Source organism: Pseudomonas sp. W5-01 (assembly GCF_046540435.1).
GTDB classification, from domain to species: domain Bacteria; phylum Pseudomonadota; class Gammaproteobacteria; order Pseudomonadales; family Pseudomonadaceae; genus Aquipseudomonas; species Aquipseudomonas graminis_B.
On sequence record NZ_JAXCIP010000002.1, the window covers coordinates 774246 to 789110 of the forward strand.

Below are 14865 nucleotides of genomic sequence, written 5' to 3' on the forward strand. Positions count from 1 at the left end.
CAGCGCTCAAGTCCGGGGGTCGAAGGCGTCACGGCAGGCTTCGCCGATGAACACCAGTAGCGTGAGGATCAGCGCCAGGGCGCAGAACGCCGTGACGCCCAGCCACGGCGCCTGCAAGTTGCGTTTGGCCTGACCGATGAGTTCGCCCAGGGACGCGCTTTCGGCGGGCATGCCGAAGCCGAGGAAATCCAGCGCGGTCAGGGTGGCGATGGCGCCGGTGACGATGAACGGCAGGTAGGTGAGGGTGCTGGTCATGGCATTGGGCAGAATGTGCCGCCACATCAGTGCGCCGTCGCTGAGGCCCAGGGCGCGGGCGGCTTTGACGTATTCCAGGTTGCGCCCACCGAGGAACTCGGCGCGGACCACGTCGACCAGCGCCAGCCAGGAAAACAGCGACATGATCCCCAGCAGCCACCCGAAGTCCGGCTCGACGAAGCCCGACAGAATGATCAGCAGGTACAGCACCGGCAGCCCCGACCAGACCTCCTGCAAGCGCTGGCCGATCAAATCCGCCAGCCCGCCGTAATAGCCCTGAATCGCCCCGGCGAACACGCCGATCACCGTGCTGATGGCGGTCAGCGCCAACGCAAACAGAATCGATACGCGGGTGCCGAACAACACCCGCGCCATGACGTCCCGGGCCTGATCGTCGGTGCCCAGCCAGTTGCGCGCGCTGGGCGGGCTGGGCGAGGGCTCGCGCAGTTCGTAATTGACCGTGTCGTAGCTGAAGGGGATCGGGGCGAAGAGCATCCAGCCGCCCTTGTCGACGATCAGTTTGCGCACGTAATCGCTGGAGTAGTCCGGCTCGAAAGGCAGCTCGCCGCCGAAGTCGGTTTCCAGGTATTGATGCAGGGCCGGGAAGTACAGCTCGCCCTGATAACGGACGATCAACGGCTTGTCGTTGGCGATCAGTTCGCCGCACAGGCAGATGATCAACAGCGCCACGAACAGCCACAGCGACCACCAACCACGCCGGTTGGCCTTGAAGTTGGCGATGCGGCGGCGGTTTTGCGGGGAAAACTCGAACATCAGGCGCTCCTCGCGGAAAAGTCGATGCGCGGGTCGACCAGCGTGTAGCACAGGTCGCCCACCAGCTTGATCAACAGGCCGAACAGGGTGAACAGAAACAGCGTGCCAAACACCACCGGGTAGTCGCGGGAGACGGCCGCTTCGTAGCTCATGCGGCCGATGCCATCGAGGCCGAAGATGGTTTCGATCAGCAACGAGCCGGCGAAGAACACTTCGATCAGCGCCTGGGGAATGCCCGCCACCACCAGCAGCATGGCGTTGCGGAACACATGGCCGTAGAGCACGCGCTGCTCGCTGAGGCCCTTGGCCCGGGCGGTGACCACGTACTGGCGGCCGATCTCGTTGAGGAAGCTGTTTTTGGTGAGGATGGTCAGGGTCGCGAAGCCGCCGATGACCAGCGCGCTGACCGGGAGCACCAGATGCCAGAGGTAATCGCGCAGCTTGCCCAGCGGCGAGAGGCTGTCAAAGTCGTCGGAGAACAGCCCCTGGGCCGGAAACCAGCTCCAGTAGCTGCCGCCGGCAAACACCACGATCAGCAGAATGGCGAACAGAAACGCCGGGATGGCGTAGCCGATGATGATCACCGTGCTGCTCCAGACATCAAAACGACTGCCATGCAGCACGGCCTTGCGGATGCCCAGCGGGATCGAGATCAGGTACGTGATCAGGGTCGCCCAGAGCCCGAGGGATAGGGTCACCGGCAGCTTCTGCAGGATCAACCCGGTCACCGTGGCGCCGCGAAAAAAGCTGCTGCCGAAATCCAGCTGCGCGTAATGGGTGAGCATCAGCCACAGGCGCTCGTGCAGCGGTTTGTCGAAACCGTATTGGTGCTTGATCGCTTCGACCAGCTCCGGGTCCAGGCCTTGGGCGCCCCGGCTGATGCCGCCGGTGGCCGCGACCTCGCCACCGCCGCCACCGATGCCGCCCGCCGGGCCCATGCCCTGAACCCGGGCGATGGCTTGCTCGACGGGACCGCCCGGCGCGGCCTGCACGATAAGGAAGTTGACCACCAGAATGCACAGCAGCGTGGGAATGATCAGCAGCAGTCGACGCAGGGTGTAGGCGAGCATGTCACTGGCCCTCCGTTGTTGGTGCGGCACGGCTATTAGCGCTGTTGCTGTGTGTCGCCAGCTGCGCGGCCATCTGCGCATCGGTCAGCGGCACGCGGCTGACTTCCCACCAGCTTTCCAGACCGACGTCATAGATCGGTTCGATCGCCGGCCGGCCAAAGCGGTTGGCGAACACCACTGGCGTGCCCTGGGAGTAATAGTTCGGAATCATGTAGAAACCCCAGAGCAGCACCCGATCCAAGGCGCGGGCGTAGTGCAGCATGTCGTTGCGGTTGTTGGCCGCCACCAGACCATCGATAAGGCGATCGACCGCCGGATTGCGCAGCACCATGGCGTTGGAACTGCCGACCTGCCGCGCGCTTTGCGAGCCGAACAGGTTGTACAGCTCGCGGCCGGGGGAGAGGATCGGATTGCCGTTGCTCGGCAGCGTGACCACGATCATGTCGTAGTCCCGGGCGTTCAGGCGGTTCATGTACTGCGCCGAGTCCACGCGACGAAAATTCAGGGTGATGCCGATCTGCGCCAGCACCCGCTTGTACGGCAGCACCAGCCGCTCGAAACCGCCCTGGCCGTCGAGGAAGGAAAACTCCAGCGGCTGACCGGCGGCGTTCACCAGCCGGTTGTTCTTCGCGTGCCAGCCGGCGTCGGCCAGCAGCTTGAGGGCCTTGAGCTGCTTGTCGCGGATGTAGCCGCTGCCGTCGGTCTTCGGCGCGTGCCAGACCTGATCGAAGACTTCGTCCGGCACCTGCCCGCGCAGGGGCTCGAGAAGGCTCAGCTCCTGGGCGTCGGGCAGCTCGGTGGCGGCCATCTCGCTCTTCGGGAAGTAGGTTTGTTCGCGCACATAGAAGTTGCGCATGATCTGGCCGTTGACCCACTCGAAATCCCAGAGCATCGCCAGGGCCTCACGGACACGCCGGTCCTGGAACATCGGCTTGTCGAGATTGAACACGAAGCCCTGACCGGCCACCGGGCGGCGTTTAGCCAGAATGGTCTTTTGCAGACGGCCGTCCTGCAGGCTCGGCGCGGTGTAGCCGACGACGTAGCCAGCCGAGGAGAACTCGCGGTTGTAATCGAAGTTGCCGGCCTGGACCAGTTGCCGGGCCACGTCGACATCGCCGTAGAAATTCACCGTCAGTGCGTCGAAGTTGTAGAGCCCACGGCTGACCGGCAGGTCTTTGCCCCACCAGTCCTTGACCCGCTCGAAGCTGACACTGCGCCCGGCGTCGACCCGCGAGACCCGATACGGGCCACTGCCCAGTGGCGGTTCGAAGCCGCCGCCCTTGGTGAAGTCGCGGGTTTTCCACCAGTGCTCGGGCAGGATGCGCAGGCTGGCGAGGTCCAGTGCGAGGGTGCGGTTGGTGCCGGTCTTGAAATCGAAACGGATCTGCCCCGACGCTTCAATGACCGCGTCCTTGACGTCGGCGTACAGCGGTCGATAGCTGAAGCTGCCTTGGGTGATCAGCGTCTGCCAGGTGTAGCGCACGTCTTCGGCGGTAATCGGCGTGCCGTCATCGAAACGCGCCTTGGGGTTGAGGTAGAAACGCACCCAGAGGTTATCGGGGTCGCGCTCCATTTTCTCGGCGACCAATCCGTACACCGTGTAGGGCTCGTCCAGTGAGCGATAGGCCAGCGGCGCATACACCCACGTGTCGATCTGGCTCACGGAAATGCCCTGATCGACATAGGGCATGAGGTAGTTGAACTGGCCGATCTCCTCGGACGCGCGGCTCATGGAACCGCCTTTGGGCGCATCAGGGTCGACGTAATCGAAGTGCTGGAAATCAGCGGCGTATTTCGGCGCTTCACCATAGACGGTCAGCGCATGAACCGGCGCGGCAGACACCTGGGAAGTACCCAGCAGCAGCGAGCCACACAACAGCACCGAGTACAGCAATGCCCCGCCCGGTAAGCGGCGCGGCAGCGAAAAGGGGGTCGCGGACATGCGGACATCCTTGAGTGCAGCCCGACGCGCCGCAGCACCTGCGCGTCGGGCGTCAGCGCTTAGAAGTGGTACGTGGCCCGCGCAAAAAGCGTGCGGCCCAGTGGATCGGCGTAACGGGGGTCATAGCCGGACTGGAAGTTGTAGGCCTGGTTGGTGAACGGCGGGTCGCGATCGAACAGGTTGCGCACGCCGGCATCGACGTCCAGCACCTTCTCGAAGGTGTGGCCCACCGACAGGTCCCACAGCGAGTACGACGGCACGGTGCCGTTGGTGCTGCGGTCGTAGTCGTTATAGCCGCTGGTGAAGCGGTTGGTCAGGGAGGCACGGCTGTCGCCCAGGGTCCAGCTGCCGATCAACACGTGTTTCCAGCGCGCGATCACGCCATCACCCTGGAAGTCGCCGACCTTGTCGGTGTACGGACCGTCGATGATGTTCTGGAAGTCGTAGCGGTTGACGTAGGTCCCGGTCAGCCCCAGACCGAACTGGCCATACGGCGTGTTCGGGAAGCGGTAATCCAGGGTCACGTCGACACCATTGGTCTTGACGATGCCCAGGTTGGAGTTGCCGGTGACGATGTTGGCGATGGAGCCGTCGGCGTTGCGGATGATGCGGTCGCCGTACAGGTCCGATTGGTCGAACACGGTGGATTCAGGAAACGACTGAATCTGGTTGGAAATGTGAATCCACCAGAAATCCAGGCCCATGGAGAGGTTGTTCATCGGCTGATAAACGAAGCCCAGGGTCACGTTGCGGGCTTTCTCCGGGGACAGGCTCGCGTTGCCACCGCTGCGGTTGAGGAACTGCTGATTGCAGTCACGCCCGGCCTGGCCGCCCGGTTGCACGGTACCGCCGGCGCACAGCGTCGGGTCGTCGTAATAACCCTGGCTGTAGGCCAGGCTCTGCGGGGCATACAGTTCGTACAGCGACGGCGCACGGAAACCTTCGCTGTACGCGCCGCGCATGACCAGCTCTTTGAACGGCTGGAAGCGGAACGAGTATTTCGGGTTGGTGGTGCTGCCGAAGTCGCTGTATTTGTCGTGGCGCACGGCAGCGGTCAGTTCCAGGCTGTCGATCACGGGGACGTTCAGCTCGGCGTATTCGGCCTTGACGCTGCGATCGCCGGACACGGAACCGGCCGAGTCCAGGCCCAGGCTGTCGATGTCATCGACGAAGTCCTCGTAGTTCTGATGCAGCTTTTCCTTGCGGTATTCGCCGCCCAGCGCCAGACCGGATTCCCCGGCGCCGAACCAGTTACCGATCTCGCGACTGATACGTCCGTCCACGCCATAAACGCGGCCAACGGCGGTGGAGTATTCGCCGTGGTACGCCGCATCGTCGATGTACTGCTGTCCTGCCGCCGATTGCGCGCCGAACGGGTTGAGCAGACCGCTGGCCAGGCCCGCCTTGAGGGCGGCGTCGCTGGCGTAACCCGAAGTCACGCTGGAAACGACCTTGCTCTGGTTGTAGTTGGCGCCCAGGTTGTAATCCCAACCGCCGACGGTGCCGTCGAAGGTCAGCAACAGGCGCTGGTTGGTGTTCTGGTCCTTGCTGCCACGGGGGCCCGCGGCGGTCTCACGCCAGGCGGTGTCCACCGGTTGGGTCGGGTCGAGGTCGAAGTTGTTCGGGCCGGGGGTGATGCCGTTGCCCGGGTAGTAGGGCGAAGACGGGTCGATGCTCAGGCCGGTCAACGGCGCCGGGCCAACGGTGGCGGCGTTGTTGTTGCGGGCAAAGAAGTATTCCAGGCTGACGTTGTGGTCCTCGGCCAGCTTGCCGGTGGCGCGACCGAAGAACGAGGTCTTCTCGGTCTGCGGCACCAGGTTGATGTAATCGCGGGTGCTGAAACGGCACAGCCCGTTCACGCTGACCAGGCCCGGTCCGGCGCAGTTGGGCGCGAGGGGGTTGGTGCTGTTATTGCCCTGGTAGTAGTTGCCGGGATAAGCGGTGCCGGAGGTCTGGTTGAGGCCGCGGCCCGGGACGTAATCCTTGTCGAACGAACGGTCGTTGGCGTCGAGGTTCTGCTGCTTGTTGTAGTTGAACACGCCCATGACGTTGAAGCGGTCTTCGTCCAGATCGCCGAAACCCCAGCTGGCGCTGACGTCTTTGCTGGCGCCGCCACCGCTGGCGGTCGGGGTGTCGCCGCCGAGGCTCAGGGTGCCGTCGGTCAGGGATTTCTTGGTGATGAAGTTGATCACCCCGCCGATGGCGTCGGTGCCGTACAGCGCCGAGGCACCGTCGCGCAGCACTTCGATGCGGTCGATGGCGGCGAACGGAATCATGTTCAGGTCGATGGCGCTGCCGTTGGGCGTGCCGACGCCGGACAAGGCGTTGTTGGCCAGACGGCGGCCGTTGAGCAGGATCAGGGTTTTGTTGGCGCCGATGCCGCGCATGTCGGCATAGGACGCGCCACCGGTGGAGGCGCCGACCGAGCCTGCGCTGTTCATCATCGACTGGCTGCCGGTGATGCGCTGGACCATCTGCTCGGTGGTGGTCACACCCTGTTTCTTCAGTTCGTCAGCACGCAGGATGGTCACCGGCACGGCGGTTTCCGCGTCGGCCCGGCGCACGGCCGAACCGGTCACTTCCACCCGTTTGAGCTGGGTGGTCGCCGGCGCAGCAGCCACCGCCGCCGCGGGGACAGCGGCTTCACTGCCAGGTGCGGCATCGGCGGCGCTGTCCGTGCTGTCGGCGCCATAGGCCGGGCTCATGCCGACCGCCAGTGCGCAGATCAGCGCACGGGGGTGGCGTTGTACGGCAACAACAAGGGGCTTGAGGGTAAAACCGGGAAAGCTCATCAGCATGGTAGTTTCCGACTTATTCCAGATGTTATTGAAATGGCCTTGTGAGCCCTCGTTGCTCCGACACGGTGATGGCGGTCGGCAATTTCCTTATTTCAAACAAGCCGCTCCCCTCCGGGGCAAAAAACCGGACGGCGGTGAATCGGGAGTAGGGTGCGCAGGGCCGCAGCGGGGTGCGGCGCCTGCTTCAGGTGCAGATCAGGTGCGGGTCATGTGTCGATCATTTGGACGTCATCACTGAAATCCTGGTGATGCCCGAGCGCTCGATCGACGCCATCGCCTTGGCCACCTGGCCATAGTTGACGTTGGTGTCGGCCTGCAATTGCACGCGCACGTCCGGGTCCTTGGCCTTGACGTCCTTGAGGCTGAGCTCCAGGGATTCCGGCGCGACTTCGGATTTGGCCAGGTAGAACTTGCCGTCCTGATCGACGCTTACCACCACCGGGTCTTTCTTGTCGGCAGGGGCGACGGCGTCGGTCTTCGGCAGGTTGACCTTGATGGCGTTGGTCATCAGCGGCGCGGTGACGATGAACACCACCAGCAGCACGAGCATCACGTCCACCAGGGGCGTGACGTTCATTTCGCTGAGCACTTCATCGCTGTCTTGGGTGGAGAACGACATCAGCTCGCCTCCCGCACAGTCTGGCTGTGCTTGCTGGCGATGGCCTGACGGTTGATGGCGAAGGCGCTGCGCTGGGCGAGGGCGTCGAAGTCGTGGGCGAAGTCATCCATGTCGGCGACGGCGAGCTTGAGACGGCGCAGGAAGAAGTTGTAGATCAGCACTGCCGGGACCGCGACGGCGATGCCGACACCGGTGGCAATCAGGGCGTGACCGATGGGGCCGGCCACGGTTTCCAGGCTCGCCGAACCGCTGGCGCCGATGCTTTGCAGCGCTTCCATGATGCCCCAGACCGTACCGAACAGGCCGATGAACGGCGCCGTGCTGCCGATACTGGCGAGGATGGCCTGGCCGGCTTCCAGGGCCCGGCGTTCTTTCTGGATCTGCTGGCGCAGGTTGCGCTCCAGCCGGTCGGAGCGGTTGATGGTGTGGGCGAGCTGCTGGGTGTTGCGCGGCGTGTCGTCCACCGCCATGGCTTCGAAACCGCTGTTGGCGATCCGCGCCAGTGAGCCCGGGTATTGACTGGAGTGCTCGGCGGCGGTGAGCAGATCCGGCGCTGCCCAGAACGCTTTGGCGAACTGTTTGTTTTGGGTCTTCAAGCGTACGTACTGTGCGGATTTGATCAGCAACAGTCCCCAGCTCAGCACCGAAAACACCACCAGCGCCCAGAGCACGCCGGGGACAATCATCGAAGAGATCGATTCGTTCATGGTTACACCTCACCCGCTATATAAAGAGTTGTTGTTGATGGGCTGACCGGGTTCATTCGGGCAGCTTGAAGTCGATGGTTTGCGTCGCGAAGCCTTCGATCGGGGTGTCGCCGCGCTTGGCCGGAATAAACTTCCAGTTGCGCACCGTTTCCACCGCCGCATCGTCCAGCACCTGCTTGCCGCTGGATTTGGTCACCTCCACCGTGCCGGCGCGGCCGTTGGGCAGCACCTTGATGCGCAGGATCACGCGGCCTTCCATGCCTTTGCGCAGCGCCGCACCGGGGTATTCCGGTGGCGGGTTGCCCAGGCTGGCGAGCCCGGAAATCGCGGCCGATTCCTTGACCGGTGCCGCCGGTGCAGGCGCCGGGGCAGGGGGCGCTGGCGAAGGTGACGGGGCGGCCGGCGCAGGCGGGCTCGGCGCAGCGGGTGCTGGCGGTGCGGGCGGCGTTGGCTTTTTCACCGGTTCGGGTTTCTTCACCGGCTTGGGCTTCTCGACCTTCGGTTTCTCGACGGGCTTCTCCACCGGTTTCGGCGGCGGCTTGACCGCGTCGGGGTCCTCGACCGGTTGCTCCGGTTCGGGAGGCGGCGGAGGCGGTGGCGGCTCGGGCGGAGGCGGCGGGGGTGGCTCAGGTGGCGTTTGGGGCGTTGGCGGTGTCGGGCTGGTCAATTCGACGGTCATCTCGGGCACTTGCGGCGCAACTTCCGGGACGTCCGCTTTAGCAGTCTGAATATACCACCAGAGGGCGCCGTGAATAAGGACCGAGGCGGCAATCAATATCAACACGTGCGTGCGGCTTAGTTCACCCGGGCGCGATGTGTTTTCCTTGAAAGGAATACGCGGCCAGGCCATGGACAGTTCGTCCGGTGCCGGGTCAGGTATGGCTTTCGTTTTTACCGCGTCATTCATTAAAGCTCCCTCGGGTTGTTGAAGGGCAATAAGGGTCCGTTCAAACAAGTTGCCGTGTTTGAAGTTGACGTCCGTGCTGTCGGATGCACGAGGCCTGGGGAAGCAGGTCTTTAAGAGAACTGCCTTTATAAGTGCTGTTGCAGCGTGGGCTATGGAGAAGACATTGAGTTTCCCTGATTTCTTGTTGAGTACGAAGACGTACGTCTTTATTTCAGAATGACTACCTAACGATCATCGCTATTGCAACCGCTATGCCAGCGCAGGGCTCTAGCGCGGCATTCATGGCCTGGGGCGGGGCGATGTCGCATTCCTGTAACTTTTTAGCGAATTTCATTTGATCGGGCTCCGTTCACGTTATGGAGGCAGGGACAGTTACCTGAACAGGGGGCGAACCTATTCAGTCGGGTTCACCGCGTGGTTGCGCGTTGACCTGTTCCGGTTGAATCAGAAGTGCAATGCACCAAACAAGATTAAGTAGGTGCAAGTTGGTGCGTGAGTGTTCAAGTGATCATTGGGGTGTTTCCTGAAAGTGTGACTTGTCGGTCAGGGAGTGGAGAGTCGTTATCGTTGTCGTGCACTGACTAAAAATGATCAGTGATGCCTTTTAGTGTGTGCAGATCAACAGCGAGCGATCGAGCGGGTAATTCAAAACGTTATGGGAGCAGGCGCACCTGTCCCGAATTGGAACAATAAAAAGTGGCTACTGAATCGCTATAAAAGCGGCAGCCGTTGAAACGAAATAAAGGTAAGGCACTGCAGCGCATTGGCGCTGGGTTTCAGCCGGAGCGCTGAAGGGAGATGGGGCGGATGGCAGGCTCGCTGACGGAGGCGTGCAGCGGATAAGGCGAGGCGCGGCGTGGGCGGATCGGGTGTGAGGGGCGCATGTCTGGCACGAATCGAATTCCTTATCGACGGACGCCAGACTTCTGGTCGGCGTCCTGCACTGTTTCGGACGGGGTAATGTCCGGTTTCTGCCCGTGGGTGCGGGGTGCGCACCGTTTGGCAGCGTAGACTCGCGGCAGCCGGGGCTGGACGCGAAGCGTTTCGTGGTACTGACGTTCCACAAGAGAAACACTAGAAAGAAGTGTGCCAAAACGTGTCCGGTTGTAACATTTTTGACGCAGTGTCCCTTTTCCGTGGCGTTCGGCCTGTCTCGTAAGCGCCTGTCCCCCGGTGCCACTACCTTTGGAGCGCATCAATGAGCCACCTTTTTCCTGATCGTCCGGGTTATCGCCTGCTTCGCGAACGCTTCATCGCGGCAGCCACAGCCGCTGGCGCACGATTGAGCGAATACGTCCACCCGCTGACGGGGCCGTTTGGCGAGACGCTGGCCACGGATGTCGCCTGGCTCGGCGACCCGGGTGCGCAGCGGGTGTTGGTGGCGTTGAGCGGCACCCATGGCGTCGAGGGCTATTACGGTTCCGATTGCCAGAGCCGCTGGCTCGAGGGTTTTGACCCACGCTCGTTGCCCGAGGGCGTGGCGATCCTGATGATTCACCTGATCAACCCCTGGGGCACGGCGTGGATGCGCCGGTTCAATGAGGACAACCTCGATCAGAACCGCAACTACCTCGACTTCAGTCGGCCCTTGCCGGATAACCGCGACTATGCCGATGTCCACGCTATCTATGCCTGCGATCAGTTGCGCGGGCCCCGGCGGGATCAGGCTGACGCGTTGTTTCAGGCAGCGATCGACGTGCGGGGTTGGGCAGGGCTGATGTCGGTGGTGGAGGCGGGGCAATACGCATTCCCCGATGGCCTGTTCTTCGGCGGCCGCGAGCCGAGCTGGTCCAATCGCACGCTGCGCAGCATCGTCGGGCAGTATTTGCAGGACGCCGAGCTGGTGACCTGTTTTGACCTGCACACCGGCGCCGGTGCCTACGGTCATCCGATGCTGATGAGTATCGTTGAATCAGCCTACCCGGCGCTGGAGGACGCGAAAGCGTTATTCGGGCCGTGGCTGTTCACCCTGATCACCGGCGCCAATCGCGTCAGCGAAACGGGTGTCGCGGCGACGTCCACCGGCTACACCTCGCAAATGCTCCTCGACGCCTTGCCGGGGGTGCACCTGATGCCGTTTGTCATTGAATGCGGCACGTACCCGGGAGCAGCGGTGCATGGGCATTTGCGTGACGATCACTGGCTGCACCTGCACGGCGACCCGCTGGACGAAACCGGGCGGCGGATCAAGCAAGGGCTGCTGGAGCAGTTCTATCCGGCGGACCCGGACTGGCAGGAAGTGGCGTGGGTCAGGACGCGGCAGGTATGGGACCGGGCGTTGGCGGCGTTGCCGGGGATTCGTGCAACCCGATAATGGATCGAGCGCGGCGGGAGGACTCCGGTCCTCCAGAGAACGCGCTATCTCGCAGCGAACAGTGTCCGTTAACCCACCAGCAGCCGCTGCGCCAGCGCTGGCAACAGCACCTCGCACGACGCTTCTATCTTGAGATCCAGCAGATCATCCGCCCGGGTTTTGCCCAGGTTGATGGCGATCAGCGGTTTGCCCTTATCGCTGACGGCGCGGCACAGGCGAAACGCCGAAAACGCCATCAACGATGAGCCCACGACCAGCAGTCCCTGCGCTTCTTCCACCCGCTGCATGGCCTTGGCTGCAGTAGGCGGCGCGACGTTTTCACCGAAAAACACCACGTCAGGTTTCATTCGCTCGCCGCCGCAATGGGGGCAGTGGGGCACCTGGAAGCGCTCTTCGAACGCCGGGTCGAGCAGGGTGTCGCCATCGGGGGCCTGCACCGCATCGACGCCCGCCAGGTAGGGATTTTGTTCAACGAGGGTCAACTGAATGATGTCGCGCTCGGTGCGCTGGCGGCAGTCCAGGCACAGCACCCAATGCAGGCTGCCGTGCAACTCCACCCCATCATGGCTGCCGGCCTGATCGTGCAAGGTGTCGACGTTCTGAGTGATCACGCCGCTGATGAGGTCGTGCTGCTGCAAGCGCGCAATCGCTTCGTGGGCGGCGTTGGGTTGCGCGGCGCGAACGCGGGGCCAGCCGAGCATCGCCCGGGCCCAGTAACGGCGCCGGGCCTCGGGTGCATTGAGGAATTCCTGAAACATCATCGGCTGCCGACCCCGGCGCACGCCTTCGCTGTCGCGGTAATCCGGGATTCCGGAGGAGGTGCTGATCCCGGCGCCGGTCAGGACGACGAACGAGCGGTCGTGCATCCAGTGCAGCAGGGTATCGACGTGAGTGTCAGGTCCATCAGGCATGCACAGGTCCTCATGATCGGCTGTGCGCTGATACTAGTAGGACCGGCTCCGTGCGGGAAGGGGCCCCAGTGAGCACCTTCAATTCTGCAGCGTGACGCCTGACGTCTTCCCGGCTGAAGCCAGTCCTACAGGTTGACCGCGTTGTGTCAGTCGGACCACTGCAAATCTCCGGTGGCGCCGCGGTCAATTTGTAGGACCGGCTTCAGCCGGGAAGGGGCCGGTGCGAGCACTATCACTCTCGAACCCGGCCCTGACCGTACCTAGCTCAACAACTCCGCAAACGCCTTGTCATCCTCCAGCACCTTCGGCAGGGCGGCGAACAGGGCATCCAGGTCAATCCCCTCCAGCAACGGCCCGTCGACTTCCTGCCTGGCCTGCGCGGTGGCGCCGCCGTGATTCTCCAGCGCGGCAGAAATGGTCAATGCCTGAGCCACGATCCGGGGCTGGGTCGCATCCCCCGGCGCCTGCATGGGCCGCGCCTGATAGGCGATGGCGTTCTGGATGACCTCCGGCAATCCCCAGCGCCGGGCCAGTTCCGCGCCGACTTCCGGGTAACCAAAACCCAGCTGCAACGTTTCAATCGCCGCGCGGCCGGTCGTCCCGGTCTTGGTCACGCTGTTGATGCGCTCGGCAACGGCGGGCGCGCCGGTCTGGATCAGCAGTTCGCCGATGTCGTGCATGACCCCGCAGGTGAAGGCGATTTCCGCATCGGCGCCGGACTGTTTCGCCAGCAAACGGCAGATCCCCGCCACCTGAAAACTCTTCAGCCAGAAGCCCTTCAGATCAAAACTCGGGCCTGCCTTGAACGCGCCGGTCACCGCCGACGCCAGCACCAGCGTGCGCAGAGTGTTGAAGCCCAGGCGCATGGCCGCGTCCTCGATGCTCGACGACTCCCGCGCCCCGCGAAAGCGCGCGGAGTTGGCCAGCCGCAGAATCTTCGCCGCGATCACCGGGTCCTTTTCGATGTTGCCGGCAATGCTGCCCAGGTCCGACGACGGGCTGTCGAACTGTTTGATCAGGTCCTGCGCCACCTTGGGAATGCTGGGAAGACTGCTCAAATCGGCGAACAATTGATCGATACCCATGGGTGCTGCTCCTGTCTCGGACGATTTACACACCATAGGCAACATTGGCGAAACTGCACGGGTCGGCCGGCGGTTTTGCTACAGACGGCACAAACCCCGATGCTTGAGTCGGGCCGCCCAGGATCTTTTTCAGCTCATCTGCCGCGGAGGCGGTTTGCGGGGAGAAAAATCAGTAATATGGCGGCACACCGGAACGGGTCGCGTCCTGCTCCGGGCCTTATCGATGAAACGCCAGACGCCGGACACTCCCGGCCGCGCTGGCCTGGACATAGAGGGTGTCATGGGTAACGACAGCATTAACTGGGACAAGCTCGGCTTCGACTACATCAAGACCGACAAACGCTACCTGGCTCACTGGCGCGATGGCGAGTGGGACCAAGGCACCCTGACCGAAGACAACGTGCTGCACATCAGCGAAGGCTCGACCGCGCTGCATTACGGTCAGCAATGCTTCGAAGGCCTCAAGGCCTATCGCGCCAAAGACGGCTCGATCAACCTCTTCCGCCCCGACCAGAACGCCGCGCGCATGCAGCGCAGTTGCAGCCGCCTGTTGATGCCCCATGTGCCGACCGAGCAGTTCATCGAAGCGTGCAAGCAAGTGGTCCGCGCCAACGAGCGTTTCATCCCGCCGTACGGCACCGGCGGCGCGTTGTACCTGCGCCCGTTCGTGATCGGCGTCGGTGACAACATTGGCGTGCGCGCTGCGCCCGAGTTCATCTTCTCGGTGTTTTGCATCCCGGTGGGCCCGTACTTCAAGGGCGGCATGAAGCCCCACAACTTCGTCATCTCCAGCTACGACCGCGCCGCACCACAAGGCACCGGCGCGGCGAAAGTCGGCGGTAACTATGCCGCGAGCATGATGCCCGGCGCCGAGGCCAAGAAAGCCAACTTCGCCGACGCCATCTACCTCGATCCGTTGACCCACACCAAGATCGAAGAAGTCGGCTCTGCCAACTTCTTCGGGATCACCCACGACGACCAGTTCATCACCCCGAAATCGCCGTCCGTGCTGCCAGGCATCACTCGCCTGTCGTTGATCGAACTGGCGCAGAGCCGTCTGGGCCTGAAGGTCACCGAGGGCGAGGTGTTCATCGACAAGCTCGACCTGTTCAAGGAAGCCGGCGCGTGCGGCACGGCGGCGGTGATTACCCCGATCGGCGGCATCAGCTACAAAGACAAACTGCACGTGTTCCACAGCGAAACCGACGTCGGTCCCGTGACCCAGCGCCTGTACAAAGAGCTGACCGGCATTCAGTCCGGGGACATTGAAGGCCCGGCGGGCTGGATCGTCAAAGTCTGATCCGACGCGTCTTGCACGTCCGAAAACCACCGCCTTGCGCGGTGGTTTTTTTTGCCTTCGATTTGGTCAGGTACGTCATCGCAGACGTCAGGGTATCAAGCCACTGAACTGATCACCCGGTGCGACGCCGGTGGGTGAGCTAGGGTTCAAGCACGCGCGTTCTTTCAGTGGGCCCGGCTTTGG

Annotated in this window: 11 protein-coding genes; 2 read left to right on the plus strand and 9 right to left on the minus strand. The window is 63.1% G+C overall.

From position 1 onward, the window contains the following. Positions 1–6: 6 nt before the first annotated feature. From SLW75_RS08785 to SLW75_RS08815, 7 genes are all read right to left on the minus strand, one after another. Positions 7–1029 (minus strand): ABC transporter permease, encoded by a 1023-nt coding sequence (locus SLW75_RS08785; RefSeq protein ID WP_410934186.1) that lies wholly within the window; start codon positions 1027–1029, stop codon positions 7–9. Beyond that, on the minus strand, positions 1029–2099 hold the full coding sequence (locus tag SLW75_RS08790; RefSeq protein ID WP_410934187.1) for a microcin C ABC transporter permease YejB: 1071 nt from the start codon (positions 2097–2099) through the stop codon (positions 1029–1031). Before SLW75_RS08790 ends, SLW75_RS08785 begins: the two co-directional genes overlap by 1 nt. Before the next feature lies 1 nt (position 2100). Then, on the minus strand, positions 2101–4041 hold the full coding sequence (locus tag SLW75_RS08795; protein WP_410934188.1) for an extracellular solute-binding protein: 1941 nt from the start codon (positions 4039–4041) through the stop codon (positions 2101–2103). A gap of 59 nt (positions 4042–4100) precedes the next feature. Next, positions 4101–6839 carry a TonB-dependent receptor gene (locus SLW75_RS08800; RefSeq protein WP_410934189.1) on the minus strand — a complete coding sequence of 913 codons (2739 nt, stop codon included), beginning with the start codon at positions 6837–6839 and terminating at the stop codon, positions 4101–4103. Between the two features lie 217 nt (positions 6840–7056). Next, on the minus strand, positions 7057–7458 hold the full coding sequence (locus tag SLW75_RS08805; RefSeq protein WP_410934190.1) for an ExbD/TolR family protein: 402 nt from the start codon (positions 7456–7458) through the stop codon (positions 7057–7059). Then, on the minus strand, positions 7458–8165 hold the full coding sequence (locus SLW75_RS08810; RefSeq protein ID WP_141695229.1) for a MotA/TolQ/ExbB proton channel family protein: 708 nt from the start codon (positions 8163–8165) through the stop codon (positions 7458–7460). The genes SLW75_RS08805 and SLW75_RS08810 overlap by 1 nt, the downstream gene beginning before the upstream one ends. A 52-nt stretch (positions 8166–8217) precedes the next feature. Beyond that, positions 8218–9072, minus strand: coding sequence for an energy transducer TonB (locus SLW75_RS08815; protein ID WP_410934191.1), 855 nt, complete (start codon positions 9070–9072; stop codon positions 8218–8220). A gap of 1198 nt (positions 9073–10270) precedes the next feature. Between SLW75_RS08815 and SLW75_RS08820 the strand changes: the two genes are divergently transcribed. Beyond that, complete coding sequence (locus tag SLW75_RS08820) at positions 10271–11386, plus strand: DUF2817 domain-containing protein (RefSeq protein WP_410934192.1); 1116 nt, start codon at positions 10271–10273, stop codon at positions 11384–11386. A gap of 68 nt (positions 11387–11454) precedes the next feature. On the opposite strand, the gene SLW75_RS08825 is transcribed toward SLW75_RS08820, so the two are convergent. Beyond that, positions 11455–12297: an NAD-dependent protein deacetylase gene (locus SLW75_RS08825; protein ID WP_410934193.1), complete on the minus strand. Its 843-nt coding sequence runs from the start codon at positions 12295–12297 to the stop codon at positions 11455–11457. Between the two features lie 260 nt (positions 12298–12557). After that, positions 12558–13382, minus strand: a complete 825-nt coding sequence (locus SLW75_RS08830; RefSeq protein WP_410934194.1) for an HDOD domain-containing protein — start codon at positions 13380–13382, stop codon at positions 12558–12560. A gap of 280 nt (positions 13383–13662) precedes the next feature. Here SLW75_RS08830 and SLW75_RS08835 point away from each other — a divergent pair, with 280 nt between their 5' ends. Continuing rightward, positions 13663–14682, plus strand: a complete 1020-nt coding sequence (locus tag SLW75_RS08835; protein ID WP_296306259.1) for a branched-chain amino acid aminotransferase — start codon at positions 13663–13665, stop codon at positions 14680–14682. Positions 14683–14865 lie beyond the last annotated feature (183 nt).

Coding starts and splice junctions, on each gene's coding strand:
- SLW75_RS08800 (WP_410934189.1), bottom strand. CDS start 6,839: ATGCTGATGAGCTTTCCCGGTTTTACCCTCAAGCCCCTTGTTGTTGCC.
- SLW75_RS08835 (WP_296306259.1), top strand. CDS start 13,663: ATGGGTAACGACAGCATTAACTGGGACAAGCTCGGCTTCGACTACATC.
- SLW75_RS08825 (WP_410934193.1), bottom strand. CDS start 12,297: ATGCCTGATGGACCTGACACTCACGTCGATACCCTGCTGCACTGGATG.
- SLW75_RS08810 (WP_141695229.1), bottom strand. CDS start 8,165: ATGAACGAATCGATCTCTTCGATGATTGTCCCCGGCGTGCTCTGGGCG.
- SLW75_RS08830 (WP_410934194.1), bottom strand. CDS start 13,382: ATGGGTATCGATCAATTGTTCGCCGATTTGAGCAGTCTTCCCAGCATT.
- SLW75_RS08820 (WP_410934192.1), top strand. CDS start 10,271: ATGAGCCACCTTTTTCCTGATCGTCCGGGTTATCGCCTGCTTCGCGAA.
- SLW75_RS08790 (WP_410934187.1), bottom strand. CDS start 2,099: ATGCTCGCCTACACCCTGCGTCGACTGCTGCTGATCATTCCCACGCTG.
- SLW75_RS08815 (WP_410934191.1), bottom strand. CDS start 9,072: ATGAATGACGCGGTAAAAACGAAAGCCATACCTGACCCGGCACCGGAC.
- SLW75_RS08805 (WP_410934190.1), bottom strand. CDS start 7,458: ATGTCGTTCTCCACCCAAGACAGCGATGAAGTGCTCAGCGAAATGAAC.
- SLW75_RS08785 (WP_410934186.1), bottom strand. CDS start 1,029: ATGTTCGAGTTTTCCCCGCAAAACCGCCGCCGCATCGCCAACTTCAAG.
- SLW75_RS08795 (WP_410934188.1), bottom strand. CDS start 4,041: ATGTCCGCGACCCCCTTTTCGCTGCCGCGCCGCTTACCGGGCGGGGCA.